At 69.7% G+C, this 14,453-nt stretch carries 10 protein-coding genes and 1 pseudogene; 5 read left to right on the top strand and 6 right to left on the bottom strand.

Annotated features, from left to right (window positions below):
* Window positions 1–172 precede the first annotated feature (172 nt).
* The 3 genes from OG241_RS17445 to OG241_RS17435 all read left to right on the top strand — a co-directional run bounded on the left by OG241_RS17445 (window position 173) and on the right by OG241_RS17435 (window position 2,750).
* Window positions 173–1,207, top strand: a complete 1,035-nt coding sequence (locus OG241_RS17445; RefSeq protein WP_405816364.1) for a LacI family DNA-binding transcriptional regulator — start codon at window positions 173–175, stop codon at window positions 1,205–1,207.
* A 120-nt stretch (window positions 1,208–1,327) separates the two neighbouring features.
* Window positions 1,328–2,146 carry a type 1 glutamine amidotransferase gene (locus OG241_RS17440; RefSeq protein WP_405816363.1) on the top strand — a complete coding sequence of 273 codons (819 nt, stop codon included), beginning with the start codon at window positions 1,328–1,330 and terminating at the stop codon, window positions 2,144–2,146.
* Between the two features lie 91 nt (window positions 2,147–2,237).
* Window positions 2,238–2,750 carry a DUF6174 domain-containing protein gene (locus OG241_RS17435; protein ID WP_405816362.1) on the top strand — a complete coding sequence of 171 codons (513 nt, stop codon included), beginning with the start codon at window positions 2,238–2,240 and terminating at the stop codon, window positions 2,748–2,750.
* Here OG241_RS17435 and OG241_RS17430 read toward each other — a convergent pair.
* Together OG241_RS17430 and OG241_RS17425 are read right to left on the bottom strand one after the other, a co-directional pair.
* A complete protein-coding gene (locus tag OG241_RS17430) occupies window positions 2,747–3,226 on the bottom strand; it encodes a hypothetical protein (RefSeq protein ID WP_405816361.1) in 480 nt (159 codons plus the stop codon). The genes OG241_RS17435 and OG241_RS17430 overlap by 4 nt on opposite strands.
* A gap of 73 nt (window positions 3,227–3,299) precedes the next feature.
* Window positions 3,300–4,397: a magnesium and cobalt transport protein CorA gene (locus tag OG241_RS17425; protein WP_405816360.1), complete on the bottom strand. Its 1,098-nt coding sequence runs from the start codon at window positions 4,395–4,397 to the stop codon at window positions 3,300–3,302.
* Window positions 4,398–4,599: 202 nt separating this feature from the next.
* Here OG241_RS17425 and OG241_RS17420 point away from each other — a divergent pair, with 202 nt between their 5' ends.
* On the top strand, window positions 4,600–5,478 hold the full coding sequence (locus OG241_RS17420) for an alpha/beta fold hydrolase (protein WP_405816359.1): 879 nt from the start codon (window positions 4,600–4,602) through the stop codon (window positions 5,476–5,478).
* 117 nt (window positions 5,479–5,595) lie between these two features.
* Here the strand turns inward: OG241_RS17420 and OG241_RS17415 are convergent, their stop codons facing one another.
* Window positions 5,596–7,293 (bottom strand): DUF4157 domain-containing protein, encoded by a 1,698-nt coding sequence (locus tag OG241_RS17415; RefSeq protein ID WP_405816357.1) that lies wholly within the window; start codon window positions 7,291–7,293, stop codon window positions 5,596–5,598.
* A gap of 404 nt (window positions 7,294–7,697) precedes the next feature.
* Between OG241_RS17415 and OG241_RS17410 the strand changes: the two genes are divergently transcribed.
* Entirely contained in the window at window positions 7,698–8,342 is a 645-nt protein-coding gene (locus OG241_RS17410; RefSeq protein ID WP_405816356.1) for a dihydrofolate reductase family protein, read from the top strand.
* A gap of 101 nt (window positions 8,343–8,443) precedes the next feature.
* Here OG241_RS17410 and OG241_RS17405 read toward each other — a convergent pair.
* The 3 genes and pseudogenes from OG241_RS17405 to OG241_RS17395 form a co-directional block, all read right to left on the bottom strand.
* Window positions 8,444–8,962, bottom strand: a pseudogene (locus tag OG241_RS17405) (IS982 family transposase); the annotation flags it as partial.
* A gap of 111 nt (window positions 8,963–9,073) precedes the next feature.
* A complete protein-coding gene (fxsT, locus tag OG241_RS17400) occupies window positions 9,074–13,009 on the bottom strand; it encodes an FxSxx-COOH system tetratricopeptide repeat protein (RefSeq protein WP_405816355.1) in 3,936 nt (1,311 codons plus the stop codon).
* Window positions 13,006–14,382: a TIR-like protein FxsC gene (locus OG241_RS17395; protein ID WP_405816354.1), complete on the bottom strand. Its 1,377-nt coding sequence runs from the start codon at window positions 14,380–14,382 to the stop codon at window positions 13,006–13,008. The genes fxsT and OG241_RS17395 overlap by 4 nt, the downstream gene beginning before the upstream one ends.
* Between the last annotated feature and the right edge of the window lie 71 nt (window positions 14,383–14,453).

Below are 14,453 nucleotides of genomic sequence, written 5' to 3'. Positions count from 1 at the left end.
GACCCGACGGGCCGGCGCCGCTGCCGTCCCGCCCTGACTCTGTCCCGACCCGTCCTGTCCCGTCCTGTCCTCACGATGCCCGGCACGAGGCATCCGTGAACCCGTTTCGGTGCCCTGGCCGAAAGCCAACGGTCCTTTCCAGCAGGGTATTTGACGCCCGTAGACTCACCCGGTGACAAAGGTGACACGCGACGACGTCGCCAGGCTCGCGGGAACTTCCAGCGCGGTCGTGAGTTACGTCGTCAACAATGGCCCCCGGCCCGTCTCCGCGGAGAAACGCCGACGCGTTCTCGAAGCCGTCAGGGAACTCGGCTACCGGCCCGACCGGGTGGCCCAGGCCATGGCCAGTCGCCGTACGGACCTGCTGGGGCTGATCGTTCCGGACGCCCGTCAGCCATATTTCGGGGAAATCACCCACGCGTTGGAACGCGCCGCCGCCGACCGGGGAAAAATGGTGCTCGTCGGCAACTCCGATTACCAGGAGGAGCGCGAACTCCGTTACCTTCACTCCTTTTTGGGGATGCGGGTGTCGGCGCTGATCCTGGTGAGTCTGGGGCTCGGTGACCGGATCGCGGCGGAGCTGGACACCATGGACACCAGGGTCGTGCTGATGCACGAACGGTCCGCGTCCGTACGCAAGTTCGCCGTGGTGACGGACGATGTCGAGGGCGCCGGGATGGCCACCCGGCATCTCCTCCAGCACGGTCACACCGCCGTGGCCTGCCTGGGTGGTCCCGAGGCGGATCCCGTGGCAGGTGATCCCGTCGCCGACCATGTCGAGGGCTGGCGCAAGGCGATGGCGGACGCCGGCCGCCCCACCGGCGGGCTCCTCTTCCACGCCCCCTACAACCGGTACGACACCTACGAGGCCGCGCTGCGCCTGCTCGCCGCCCCCGACCGGCCGACCGCCGTGTTCTGCTCGACGGACGACCAGGCCATCGGCCTGCTGAGGGCGGCCCGCGAACTGGGCGTCGACGTGCCGGGCGAACTGGCCGTGGTGGGCTTCGACGACGTCAGGGAGGCGGCGATGACCGACCCGCCGCTGACGACGGTCGCCTCCGACCGCGAGGCGATGGCCCGCAAGGCGGTGGACATGGCCCTCGATCCGGACCTGGACACGGGGACACCCGGCGAGACCGACCGCACCCGCCGCTTCCCGTCCCGCCTGGTCGTCCGGGCGTCCTGCGGCTGCCCGAACCGGACCTGAACCCGGACCCGCCCCACCGCTCCCCGCCCGCCCGTCGCCGGACACCGCCGGCCCCTTGCCGTGCAATCGGTGAGCGTACGACCATGACCGCGACCGAGGCGGGCCGGTTCGTACAATTCGGTGCCGAGCGACATGGTGTCGTGGGACCCCGACCTCGACCCTGCCCTCGCCCTGTCGTCAGAAGTGGAGAACCCCGTGCGCGCCCTCGTCATACATCACGACCATCTCTCGCTGTCCGGTCCCGTTGGCGACCGGATAGCCCAACTCGGTTACGACATCGACGAGTTGATGGTCGTACCGGCCGAGCGGTACGACAGCCCGGGCGTGGAGTTCACCTTCCCCGACCCGGCCGGCTACGACCTGGTCGTGCTGCTCGGCGCGCCCTGGTCGGTCTACGACAGGGCCTCTGTCGCGCCCTGGATCGACGGCGAACTGGAGCTGCTGCGCACCGCGTACGCCGCCGAACTGCCCGTGCTCGGCATCTGCTTCGGGGCACAGGCGCTCGCCACCGCCCTCGGGGGGAGCGTCGAGGTGGCGCCCCGGCACGAGATCGGCTGGACGGCCGTCGAGTCGGACGTGCCCGGGCTGATTCCGGCGGGTCCCTGGTTCCAGTGGCACTTCGACCGGTTCACGGTCCCGCCGGGCGCGGTGGAGCTGGCCCGCAGCGCGGTCGGTCCGCAGGCCTTCCGGGCCGGCCGGGCCCTCGGAGTGCAGTTCCATCCCGAGCTCGACGAGGAGACCCTGCTCCAGTGGCTGGACGCGGGCGGCCGGGCCGAGGCCAGGGCACACGGTGAGGACCCGGAGCGACTGCTCGCGGAGACCCGCGCCCGGCGCGAGGAGTCACGACAGCGGGCGTACGACCTCGTGGACGCCTTTCTCGCGGAGATCGCCGAGGTGTCGACGGACCCGGCAGCGGGCGGGCAGGACCGCGCGGCCTGAGAGCGTTCGGCGCTCCGATGAACGTTTTCCGGCGAATACGCGTCGTAGCGATAGTCGGGACTCGTTCGTTTGTTTGTTCAGGGGGATCACCATGGCTTCGGTCCGATTGCTGTCGTCCGTCGTGCTGGTCGGGGGGCTGATGTGCACGGTCGTCGCCTGTGAAAAGGCTGCCGGGGCGTCGGGACAGGGCTCGTCGACGGACTCGCCCACCCCCACCTCCTCGTTCTCGTCGTTCGCGGAGTCCTGGGACGAGCCCGACGCGTACGCCTACACGCTGACGTCGAGCGAGGGGGAGCGCAGCCTCATCGGCACGTTCCGGGTGACGGTGCGGGACGGGAAGGTCGCCAAGGTGGTCGGGCTCGACGAGAGCGGGCGCGGCGAGGTGCGGCGGGCGCCGGAGGAGGTACCCACCATCGGCGGTCTGCTGGACCAGCTGGAACGGGCCCACGACGAGGGCGCGGACACGGCGGAGGCGGAGTACGCGCCCGACGGGCACCCCGTCCGGATCACCCTGGACCCGGAGGAGAACGCGGTCGACGACGAGCAGACGTACGTCATCAGCGACTACGAGCCGCAACCGGCGTCGGCGGGCACGAAGTCCTAGTTCTGGGCGTCGTGGTCGTTCAGGTCCTCGAAGGTGCCGCCGACCTTCTGGCGCAGTGACTCCTGGAGCTTCGGGGGCGCGCTGATGACCCACTTCGTGCCGACCAGGTACTTGCCGCCGTAGATGGCCGCGCTGTCGAGCCAGATGAGCTTGTACTTCTCCTCGGGGAACGTCGTGATCAGGTAGTCGCCGTCGGCGGTGTGACAGACGCCCTCGCGCAGTTCCTTCGCGTCGGTGCGGATCGTCACCTCGCAGCCCGTCAGCTTGGCGATCACCTCGACCTTGGCCGGCGCGACCACGGCCGCCACGGGGGCGGCGGGCATGGACTCCGACACGGACGGCGACGCCTTCTTCCCGGAGTCCGTGCCGGAGTCCGACGTACAGGCGGTGGCCAGGGGGAGGGCGACGGCCGTCAGGAGCGCGGCGAGCGCGACGCCCCTGCGGGAGGACGGCCGGCGGGGTTGCTGCTGGGACACTGAGCTGCTCCTGGTCGGGCGGTACGGCGGACGTACGACTCGACAGGAGGTACGGGCGGGCGCTGGGCGGTGTTCACAGCCAGCCGTTGCGTTTGAAACCGCGGTGTACGAAGAAGCAGGCGGCGGCGATGACGGTGAGGACGACCGGGTAGCCGTAGCGCCAGTGCAGCTCGGGCATGTGCTGGAAGTTCATGCCGTAGATCCCGCAGACCATGGTCGGTACGGCGACGATCGCCGCCCACGCGGTGATCTTCCGCATGTCCTCGTTCTGGCCGACGGTGACCTGCGCGAGGTGGGCCTGGAGGATCGAGTCGAGCAGGGCGTCGAAGGCGTGGATCTGCTCGGTGGCGCGCATCAGATGGTCGGACACGTCCCGGAAGTAGGCCTGTATCGCCGGCTCGACGGACGGCATCGGCTCGGTGGCCAGCTGCTGGAGGGGGCGGCCGAGGGGGACCACCGCCCGCTTCAGTTCGAGCAGCTCGCGCTTGAGCTGGTAGATACGGCCGGCGTCGGCGGTGCGCGGGCTCTGCGGGGAGAACACGTCCGACTCGACCTGGTCGAGGTCGTCCTGGACGGCGTCCGTGACGTTCAGGTAGTCGTCGACGACATGGTCGGCGATGGCGTGCAGCACCGCGGCCGGCCCCCTGCCGAGCTGCGCCGGGTCGGACTCCAGCTCCTCGCGCAGCGGACCGAGGGAGCCGTGCCGGCCGTGCCGGACGGTGACCACGAAGTCGGGGCCCGCGAAGACCATGATCTCGCCGGTGGTGACGACCTCGCTGGTCGCGGTGAGCTCCTCGTGCTCGACGTAGCAGACCGTCTTGAACACGGAGAACAGGACATCGCCGTACCGCTCCACCTTGGGACGCTGGTGGGCCTGGACCGCGTCCTCGACGGCGAGCGGGTGCAGCCCGAACAGTTCGGCTACGCGGGCGAACTCCGTCTCGGAGGGCTCGTGCAGGCCGAGCCAGACGAAACCGCGGTTGTGCTTGCGGACGCGGGCGACGGACTCCTCGACGGTGGGCGCGGTGGGCTGGCGTACACCCTCGCGGTAGATCACGCAGTTGACGACGGTCGAGCCGAGCGGTGACCGGGCGGGGTGACTGAGATCCACCCGTTGCCGCCCACGCCGAGCCAGGCGGGCCACTTTGCGCAGGCTGCCGACCATCGACATGTGGTTGCTCCTTCTCCGGGTGCGGCCAGTGTGCCAGGTGGGGGTAAGGGCGAGGTCAGGAGGCAGGAGGTGGGGCCGGCCGACCTGGGCTCGGACGTCCCGTGCCGGACATACCCGTTTCGCCCTCTGTGCATCCGGGCAGGGATCGGGCAGCGTGGTCCCGGTCGAGTGAGCCGGCCAGGGGGAGGGGGACGCGGCGGTGGTGGCGGACCATGTGCGGACCGCGGACGGGCGGCGCTTACGGGTCGAGATCTCGGGGGACCCGAACGGACACCCCGTGTTCCTCCTGCACGGCACACCCGGCAGCCGGGTAGGTCCCCGGCCCCGCGCGATGTTCCTGTATCAGCGCGGCGCCTGCCTCATCAGCTACGACCGTCCCGGATACGGCGGTTCGGACCGCAAGGCGGGGCGCCGGATCGGCGACGTGGTGAACGACGTCTCCGTGGTCGCCGACGCCCTCGGGATCGACCGATTCGCCGTTGCCGGGCGATCGGGCGGCGCCCCGCACGCCCTCGCCTGCGCCGCTCTGCTGCCGGACCGGGTGACCCGGGCCGCCGCACTGGTCGGGCTCGCGCCGAGAGACGCGGAAGGGCTCGACTGGTTCGCCGGGATGGCCCCCTCCAACGTCAACGAGTTCAGGACGGCGTTCACCGATCCGGAGCGGTTCGCGGCCCGGCTCATCCCGCGGTCGGCGGCCATCCGCAGCGATCCGGCGAAGCTCCTCGAAGAACTGCGCACGGAACTCACCGACGACGACCGGATGATCGTCTCCGACAACACCATCCGGTCGATGCTCCTGCGCAACTACCTCGAGGCACTGCGCACTTCACCGTACGGCTGGATCGACGACGCTCTCGCGCTGACCGGCCCGTGGGGATTCGACCCGGCACAGATCGATGTGCCGGTGCTGCTCTGGCACGGCGGGCTGGACGTCTTCTCGCCCGCCTCGCACTCCTCCTGGCTCGCGGCCCGTATCCCGCGCGCCACGGCCGTCCTGGAACCGGCGGCGGCCCACTTCGCGTCCCTGCGCGCCCTGCCCACCGCCCTCAACTGGCTGCTCTCGGGCACCACTCAGTCCTAGACGAGTAAGCCCTGACGTCTGACCCGCCTCCCCGTCGCGGGACGACGGCTCGGTGGCCTTCCGCCGGAACGGAACCGGGCCACCGCCGCGACCCGTCCGCGTCGCCTGTCGCGTCGGTCAGTCCACCTCGTCGGAGGACTTGGACGAACTGCTCTCGGAGTACATCGCTGCGGCATGCCGAGCGGTCTCCTGTTCCGCGCCGGGTGCCAGAACTCTCATGGGGCCTTCCGCGAAGCGGCGCCCGCGGCCAGTCCTTTCCTGGTGCCGTCTCGTCTGGTGTGCTTCCAGGCCTTCGGCGGCGCCCTGGGGGGTCGCGACGACCAGGCTCAGCATGCCGTACCGGGTGAACCATTCCCGGGGGATGGCCTTGCCGGTCATGGCCTTCCACGCGTCGCCCGCGAAGGTCGAGCAGTTGTGCAGGGTGAAGTTGTAGTTGGCCAGGACCCTGTCATGGGCGATCTGGTAACCCTTGATGACGTCTTCCAGAGCCACTTTCTTCGACTCGTGGTGAGTGGCACGACCGCGGCCGCTGTACCCGTCCGGGCAGTGCACGCCGCCTTGCACGCTGCTGAGCCTTTCGTACCCGCCTTCTTCCGGGTAGAAGCCGAACGAGGTCTGCTCCCCGTCTGATCCGGTGATCTCGATCCAGGCGTGACCGCTGCCTCCCCTGGGGCTGGTCCCCTGCACCTGGAACGTGACCTTCAGCTTTTTGCCACTCCCCTTCCCCACTTCGGCTACGAGGAGGTCGCGGAACGGCCTCAGAAGGTTGGTCTCCGGCAGTTGGGAAAGCAGCCCCTCGGCCGAACCCGCCGACGAATCGGAGTCGGATTCCGAGGATTGCGACGCCCGGGCCTGGCCTTGGGGAGCCGCTTGTTGTGCCGGCCGGGCCTGGTCCTCGGAATCGGAGTTGTGTATCGCCCGGATCCGGCGGAGCGTCGAGGGGCCCAGGCCCAGCCTCTCGGTCCGTCCTACGAGGTCGTCCAGCCCTCCCCCTGCCACCAGCTCCTGTTCCGTGCGGCTCAGAAGTTCCCGCCGCTCCGGAGAGCCGTCGCTGTCCCGGCCGTGGACCGATCCGCCAGAGTCGGAGGCGGAGGCATCGGCCTCGTAGTCTCCCTCGCCGCTGCTCCGGCGGCCCCGCGAGGGGCTCTCCATACGCTGCACGGCTCCGCCCGCTGTCGACGCGTTCTCGTTGACGGCCGCAGAGCCGACGTCCTGCGTGAGAGCCCGCTGGGTGACGACGGACGGAGCGGTCGCCCCACGGGCACCGAAGGAAGCCCCGTCCCTCTCCGCCTTCTGTTCCGAGCCCTGGTTGGGGTCGGTGATCGTGACTCCGGCACCGTTGTTGTTACCGGTCTCGGGGGTTCCCTTGAGGTTCTCGTTGACATGGCTCAACTCGTGGCCCATGACCCCCTTGTCCGCGACGACCTGCGGGGACGCGAAGATGTGGGTGCCGACCGTCATGGCACGGGCCCCGAGGGCCGCCGTGGCGCGCTGGGCCACCGGGTTGTCGTGGAGTTGAGCGGCGGCGAGGTTCGGGTTCTGGAAGAACGGCATCGCCTCCGCGAGCAGCGGTTCGGGAAGCGAGCGGCTCGGTGACGCCATGGCCGCGTCGAGCAAGGCCTTCTGAACGGCCGGGCTGGAGTCCGCCATGGCCTCGTGCCCGTGGGCGTGTCCCTCGCTCTCAGGGATCCGCTGGACAGCTTCGTCCCGCGCGGAACGCTGGACCGGGGATGCCTCTCCCTGATGCCCGCATGCGGGGCCGTGCTGATGCCGCTCCTGGGCCCATGGATGCCCGGCCTGGCGGAGCAACTGCACGACAGCGCCGTTCCCCGCACCGCTCTGCAGTCCGAGAATCCTTTGAACAGCAGGGCTGCCGGAAGTCGCTGAGCGCGGTTTGGCCACAGAACTGCGTCCAGCGAGTTTGTCGCCTTCTTCCTTGGCGAAAGCCATGATCATTCCCTTGAAGTGGAGGATCAGCCCGTTCTACTCGCCGACTCGCTCGAATCCCAGGTACCCAAGGGCAGACTTCGATGCCAAACCGGCACTCGACGACGCTACGGCCGGAGCGTCAACTCCTTCTCGATGTCCCGCTTGTCGAACTTGGCGTCGAACTTTGCCAATAGTTGCGGGCCGCTGTCGATCCGGCCACGTCCCGTTCGACGTCATGATGTGCGGCGCCTCGCCGCACGATGACGTGACAGGACCTGACGAGGAAACCCGTGGATCAACTGCTGAGAGTCATGAACTTCAACGTCTCGAGTGACGGGATCGGTGCCGGTGAGCACCAGAGTCTTGAGCGGCCGTTCGGCCACGACCATCCCGAGAGGCTGTTCGCCTGGGCCGGAGCCACGGCGAGCTGGCCCATGCGCACGGATCCCGGCGGGAGCCGGGGCCTCGACGACTACTTCACGCGGGACTTCGCACGCAACATCGGTGCCGAGATCATGGGCCGCAACAAGTTCGGCCCCCAGCGCGGGCCCTGGCAGGACTACGAGTGGCGCGGCTGGTGGGGGGAGGAGCCCCCGTTCCGCACGCCGGTGTTCGTCATGACCCACCACACGCGTCCGTCGTTCACGCTCTCCGACACCACGTTCCACTTCGTCGACGGCGACCCGGCCACGGTCCTCGAACGGGCGCGGGAAGCGGCGCAGGGCCAGGACGTCAGACTCGGCGGCGGGGTCACCACCATCCGGCAGTTCCTCGATGCCGACCTCGTCGACACCATGCATGTGGCGGTCTCGCCGGTAAAGCTCGGGTCCGGACTACGGCTCTGGGAGTCCCCCGATGAGCTGCGCGACCGGTTCCACCTGGAGGTCGTCCCCAGCCCGAGCGGCGTGACACACCACCTGTTCTGGCGAAGGTGACGCCAGGGCCAACCCGGGCGGGCTGACAAGGCTGGCCAGGCACTCAACGAGGACTGGCCGTTCAGCTGATTCACCCTGACCAAGGGTGCAAAGACGGGTTCTCAGTGGTCGTAGGCGATCAACGATCGAGTGATCGGTGCGCCGGTCAGGTTGTTCAGCCAGATCGCGGCGGCCATGGCCAGAATGCGCTGGGCGACGCGGACCGCGACGCCCGCGCAGCTGCGCCCGCCGTGGCCTTCCAGGTCGAGCCGGCCTTTGAGGGTGTCGTTGACCGACTCGATCAGCTGACGGACCTTCTTCACCATCGGCTCGCCGTAGCGGGCCTTCTCGCGCCTGCGGGAGGCCGCAGCAAGGTGATGCCGTGGTCGGCCGGCAGCTGTTCGAAGGCCCGGCCGGCGAAGCCCTTGTCGGGGTGCACACCAGGTACAGCCGCAGCCCCCCAGAAGAACCGCGAGTGGCTGGCGCAGTAGCCGTATCCGGCCCATCCGGCCAGGTCGGAGCGTTTCACGGTGCGCCGCGCGCAGGCGTTTGTTGTAGCCGGACCGCTGAGGCAGGTACGGGAACATCCCGGTCAGGTGCTTGCGGGCGCAGCGCAGCCAGTGGGCTTCGGAGGTGAAGCCGACGGGACTTCGGACTTACTCGTCCAGGGGGCCCTGGCCGGCTGCCGGCGACCAGTCGTCGCCGGCGCACCCGTGCCGTACCTCACCGCATCCCGCGTCCCGCACCCCGCCTCACACCGCCAGCGGCTCCAGGTCCCGGTACACCCGCCGCCTGCTGTGGGCGAACCGGGTGATCCCGTTCTCGTCGCCGAGCAGCATCCGCAGCTCCGACAGTGCCTCGCCGTGCCGCCGCTCCGCCTCCGCCTCGTGGCCCAACTCGCTCAGTGTCAGGGCGGAGTTGGCGACCACGGCCAGGGTCTCCGGGTGATGCGGGCCCAGGATCTGACGCAGGGTGACCAAAGCGTTCTCCTCCAGCTCCCGGGCCTCGTCGAGACGGCCCTGGCCGGCCAGTACGTTGGCGTAGTTGACCCCGCAGAACAGGGAGTGCGGGTGCTGCTCGCCCAACACCTCGCCCATGCGCCGCAGCACCTGCCGGAACACCGTGTCCGCCTTCTCCGTGTCGCCGCAACCCCAGTGGTAGATACCGAGGTTGTTCAGCGCGGCCTGGGTGTACGGGTGGGCCTCGCCCGGTACCTCCATGTATCTGGCCAGCGCTTCCCGGGCGACCTCGCGGGCCCGCTCCCGTTCGTCGGCCGCGAACAGGTCGGCCGCCATGTTCAGATCGCAGGCCAGCGAGTCCGGCGTCGGCTCCTTGTACTGGCTGCGGTACTGGTCCTGCGTCGCCGTCGTCAGCCGCCGGGCGTCCTCGAACTGCCCGGCCCGACGCAGCGACACCGCCAGGGACTTGGCGCACCGCAGGGTGCCCGGGAACTCCTTGCCGAGGATCCGCTTGTGCGTGTCGTACGCCTGTGACAGCACCGCCACCGACTCCGCGTACCGGCCGACCTCGCGCAGGTCGCGGCCCAGCCCCTCGGCCGAGGCCAGCGTGTAGGGATGCTCCGGCCCCAGTACCCGCTGGCGCCGGTCGAGCGTCTCCTGGTCCAGGTCGCGGGCCTCGCCGTAGCGGCCCACCATGCGCAGGGCGAGGGCGAGGTTGTTGGCTGCGTTGAGGGTCCTGGGGTGGGACTCGTGGAAGATCTCGCTGAACCCGTCGTGCGCGGCACGGGCGAGGTCCACCGCGGACCGGTAGTCACCGAGCGCGGCGAGGTCGCTGGCGAGGCTGGACGTGGTGACGTACGTGTGCGGGTGCGTGGGGCCAAGGACCTGGCGCTGGCGGTCCAGCAGTTCGGTGTCGATGTCCCGGGCCTCGATGTAACGCCCTTGCGATCGGAGCACGTTGGCGAGCTGGCAGCGCAGGTACAGATACTGCACGTCGTCCTCGCCGCGCAGCGGCTTCCAGTGGTCCAGCAGGTCCTCGGCGCGTTTCTGCGCGTTGGGGAAGTCACCGCGTTTCCAGTAGTAGCGGACCCGGTCGATGAGCAGCCGGCGCGTCTCGGACTCGGTGCAGTTGCGGGCGTCGGAGGCGGTGAGGTGCGGCCAGATGACGCCGAACCGGGGCCAGCTCTCGGGGTCGTCGATCGGCTCGTCGCCGTCGGGACGGGCGCCCGCGAGCACCGTGTGCACGACATGCCGGGCGTGGCGCTGCTCCTCCTCGGTCAACTGGGCCCGGATCACGGCCTGGACCAGCCGGTGGACCTGGATGCTGTTGCTGACCTGGTCGACCTTGGCGAGCGCGAACCGCCCGATCTCCTGGACGACCCGGCCGAGCAGCAGCGGCTCCTGGAGCGCCGGGTCGTACGGCTTGAGGGCGTCGATCATCTCCTTGCTGTAGAGCAGGTCGGAGGAGATCGGCTCCGGAGCCAGGAACGCGCACAGCTGCAACAGGCGTACCGAGGCAGGAGAACGTTCCTTCAGCCGGGAGATGGACACGTTCCAGGTCGCGGCGACGGTCTTCGGGTAGTCGGCGGGCTGGTTGAGGTCCAGGACGTCGGTGGTCTGCTCGGCGAGCTGCCGCAGATACGTCTCGACGGGCGTGGCCGTCTCGGCCAGCCAGGCCGCCGCCTGCTCGACGGCCAGCGGCAGGTCGCCCACCGCCAGCGCCACCTGGTCGGCCGCCTCGGGGGTCAGCCCCCTGGCCCGCCGGGTGAGGTGCTCGACGCTCTCCTCGCGGAGGAAGACGTCGACGAGCTGGGCCGAACCCTGTTGCGCCCAGGCCTGGTTGCGGGAGGTGATGAGGATGTGCCCGCTGCCGCCGGTCGGGAAGTACGGCGTCAGCGCGGCCGGGTCGTCGGCGTTGTCGAAGATCAGCAGCCAGCGGTTGGTCGGCGTGCCCCGGGACAGCATCTGCCGGGCTTCCTTGCTGGCCATGGTGATGTCGTCGCGGCCGGGCGCGCCGATACGGGTGCCGAGTTCGGCGAGCGAGGCGACCACATCGTCCTCGTGCTCGGCGGACGTCCACCACACCAGGTCGTAGTCACCCATGAAGCGGTGTACGTACTCCAGTGCGACCTGGGTCTTGCCCACACCGCCGAGCCCGAACAGGACCTGCGGCTGCGAGGGGCCGGCGGAGACACCGCCGCCGAGCTGGTCGCGGATCCGCTCCAGGATGACGTCCCGCCCGGTGAACGTGTTGTTGCGCTGCGGCGCGCTCAGATACGCCGGAGTGTTGCCGGGGAAGCGGGCCGCGTGTGGTCCCGCCTCCGGCGCCTGCCCGGGCAGCCCCAGGGCACGCAGAACCGCGGCGGCACACTGTGTCTCGTCGAACCGGTGCAGGTCCACGGGGTTGTGGTCGAGGTAGCTCTCGGGCAGCCGCACCTCGTCGACCCGGAGCGGAACGGTCGTACCGGGCGGGGACTCCATGCCGGTGTCGGTGAGGGTGCGCCAGACGGTGTCGGCGTACCGGGACTTCTGGAAGGCGGTCGACAGCAGGAGCACGGTGCGGGTGGCCGAGTCCGAGCGCTCGACGGGGCCGCCGGAGATGTCGTGCGTCACGACGTTGCAGCCGACCCGTTTGAGCAGCGACTCGACCCAGTCGGCCCACATCCGGTTCTCCGCCGAGTAGGCCACGACCACATTGGCCGCGCTGGTCAGCGGGCGCCGCCTGAGGTACGCGTCGCGGCAGCGCAGCCGCACCGGCTCGGGAATCGGCGGCAGCGAGGTGACGTCGCCGTCGGTGATGACCTGGGTGAGCCGCTCGAACGCGGACAGCAGCGACTTGGGGTCGCCCTTCGCGTCGCCGAAGGTGGCGAGGGTCTCCTCGTAGGCGTAGTAGGGCCGGTAGGGGATCTCGACGCTTCCCCAGTACGCCGTCTGCTCGTCCGGGCCCAGTTTCTCGCCCTTGAGCCCCTTGGGCAGCCCCTGGAAGCGCAGCCGGGCCAGCGACCGGCCGGCGTCGACCTTGTCCTTCTCGCCCTCGTCGATCCGCATCGGCACGGGCAGTACCCGGATCGGGTGCGGGAGGGAGCCGTCCTCGACGCTGCGGGCCACCGCGGCGCCGCCGTCCAGGGACTGGTCGCTGAGGGTGAAGCAGTCGACCAGGACGTCGGGCATCTGCATGGTGCAGATGTCCGCGTTGTCGGACAGTCCGGTACGGCTGTCGATGAGGACGTAGTCGTACGACTTCTTCATGTTGGTGCGCAGCGCCTTGAGGAAGGCGCCGCCGCCCAGCCGGTCGTAGAAGTTGTCCCATTCCAGGGAGGACACGGTCGCCGAGTAGGCGCGGTCCTGGCGGCCGGCGGACAGGAAGTCGAGCGAGCCGCCGGCCTTGAAGCTCAGCCCGAACCGTTCCGGGGTGAGGGAGATGGCGTGCTGCTCGACGTTCGCGTAGTCGTCCTGCCAGTCGCCGGTGCGCTGTGGACCGGTGGTCGCCGCCCATGCGAAGTCATGAATGATGTTGATGACTCCGGTGGTGGCCACCAGCGCGTTGGGCTCCAGGAACGGGTGGAAGAAGCGGTGCAGGCCAGGCGCCTCCAGGTCCCAGTCGACGGCCAGGACCCGCTTGCCGTTGGCGGCGAGGATCCACGCCGTGTTGGCGAGGGCCATGGTGCGCCCGGTACCACCTTTGTACGAGTAGAAGGTGATGATGCGTCCGTTCTGCACGGCCGTCATGCTTCTCCTCCGTTGTGGGGTCCCGCTTCCGGGTACTGCGGCTGGATGGGGCCCATCAGACGGGGCCTCGGGACGTGCGGGCCCGGCGGCGGATGGGCCTCCGCGTGCTTGAGGAACTGCCGGGTCGTATGGGCCACGACGGCGGGGAGTACGTCGGTGAAGGCTTTGAGCGTGGGCACACCGGTCACGGCGATCCGGCAGTCGGTGCGCCGCCCCCGGTCGAGGATCAGGGGGAGGGTGCGTTCCAGTTCCTCGGTGAGCTGACGTCCCTCGGAGCTGTGACACTGCAGGTCGAGGCGGTTCCACGGGACGATCGCACTCACCCACGGCCGCGCGTGCGAGTCGAAGATCTTGAGCCGCCGCCGCCGTTCCTCGTCGGTCAGCACCCAGCGGTCGACCAGCAGGATGCCCGGCCGCACCACAGCCTTGTCGTCCTTCTCACCGTCATCACCGTCGTCGCCGTGACCGCCGCTGCCGGCCGGGGAGTTGCCGCCGGACACCGTCGGGGACTCCCCGGTGTCCTCGTCGTCGAAGGAGGACACCGTGATCCGGTAGTCGAGGGACCGGATGAGTTCCTCGGCGAGCGACGGCAGCGGACGGGTGGACTCGCCGTGGTACGGGTTCCAGTCCTGCGCGTCCTCGCCGTACGGCCGGATGTCGCGGTACTCGGGGACGCTGTCCCGGGTCGGCGCGGCCACGGTGAGATGGATGTGCCGGGGGCCCGAGCCGCGCGGCTTGAACGCGCTGGGCGTGCTCTCGTAGTTGCGGGGCCTGCTCGGCGGCAGCGGTGACTCGTGGGCGACCCGCACGATCCGCTGCGCCAAGCCCAGCACGGTCTCCTCGTATTCGTCGTGCAGCCGGTTGAGTTTGATCAGACCGTAGATCCCGTTGGCGGCGTAGCGGTCGCCGTAGGTCGAGTGGTCGAGGTGGATGTGCCGTACGGAGTCCGGGAGTTGGTCGTAGTCCACGCGGGTCCACAGGGCGGGGACGATGACGGACGCGGAGCCCGCGCCGGCGGCCTTGGCATGCAGGACCCGCTCGTGGAAGGCGAACCACTCGCGGCCGCACATCTCGCTGGTGAAGTAGCGGGGCGAGAACAACGGTACGAACACCCGGCACTTGGCCAGGTTCTCGCTGAGCTTCTCCGGCCAGCCCTCGCCGGAGTGCATCTCCCGGTCCATGAAACCGGCCTGCGAACCGGCGGGCAGATCGGTGAGCGCCATGATGTGGTTGCACAGGTCCCGGTACAGGACGTGCACCCAGTGATCGGGGTCTCCGCCGCCCGTGCCCCACGGTGGTGTGTGGGCGTAGGAAAGGAAGAAGTAGGGCTGGGTGTCCGGCACCCGGTCCCGACCCCGTTCGGTGTTGTCCACACGCCCCCCTGCCCGTCGGTGCGCCCCAGCGCCGGGGTCACCTGACCGGAACCAACAATGTGCCCGACGGT

It is taken from the genome of Streptomyces sp. NBC_01390, from assembly GCF_045040105.1.
In the GTDB taxonomy this organism is placed as follows: Bacteria; Actinomycetota; Actinomycetes; order Streptomycetales; family Streptomycetaceae; genus Streptomyces.
The sequence above is the reverse complement of the archived record's forward strand: the minus strand, read 5'-3'. Positions and strand labels throughout refer to the sequence as shown.

What these genes read in the sequence shown, in the direction of transcription:
- OG241_RS17435 (WP_405816362.1), top strand. Translation starts at nt 2,238, where the DNA reads ATGGCTTCGGTCCGATTGCTGTCGTCCGTCGTGCTGGTCGGGGGGCTG.
- OG241_RS17425 (WP_405816360.1), bottom strand. Translation starts at nt 4,397, where the DNA reads ATGTCGATGGTCGGCAGCCTGCGCAAAGTGGCCCGCCTGGCTCGGCGT.
- fxsT (WP_405816355.1), bottom strand. Translation starts at nt 13,009, where the DNA reads ATGACGGCCGTGCAGAACGGACGCATCATCACCTTCTACTCGTACAAA.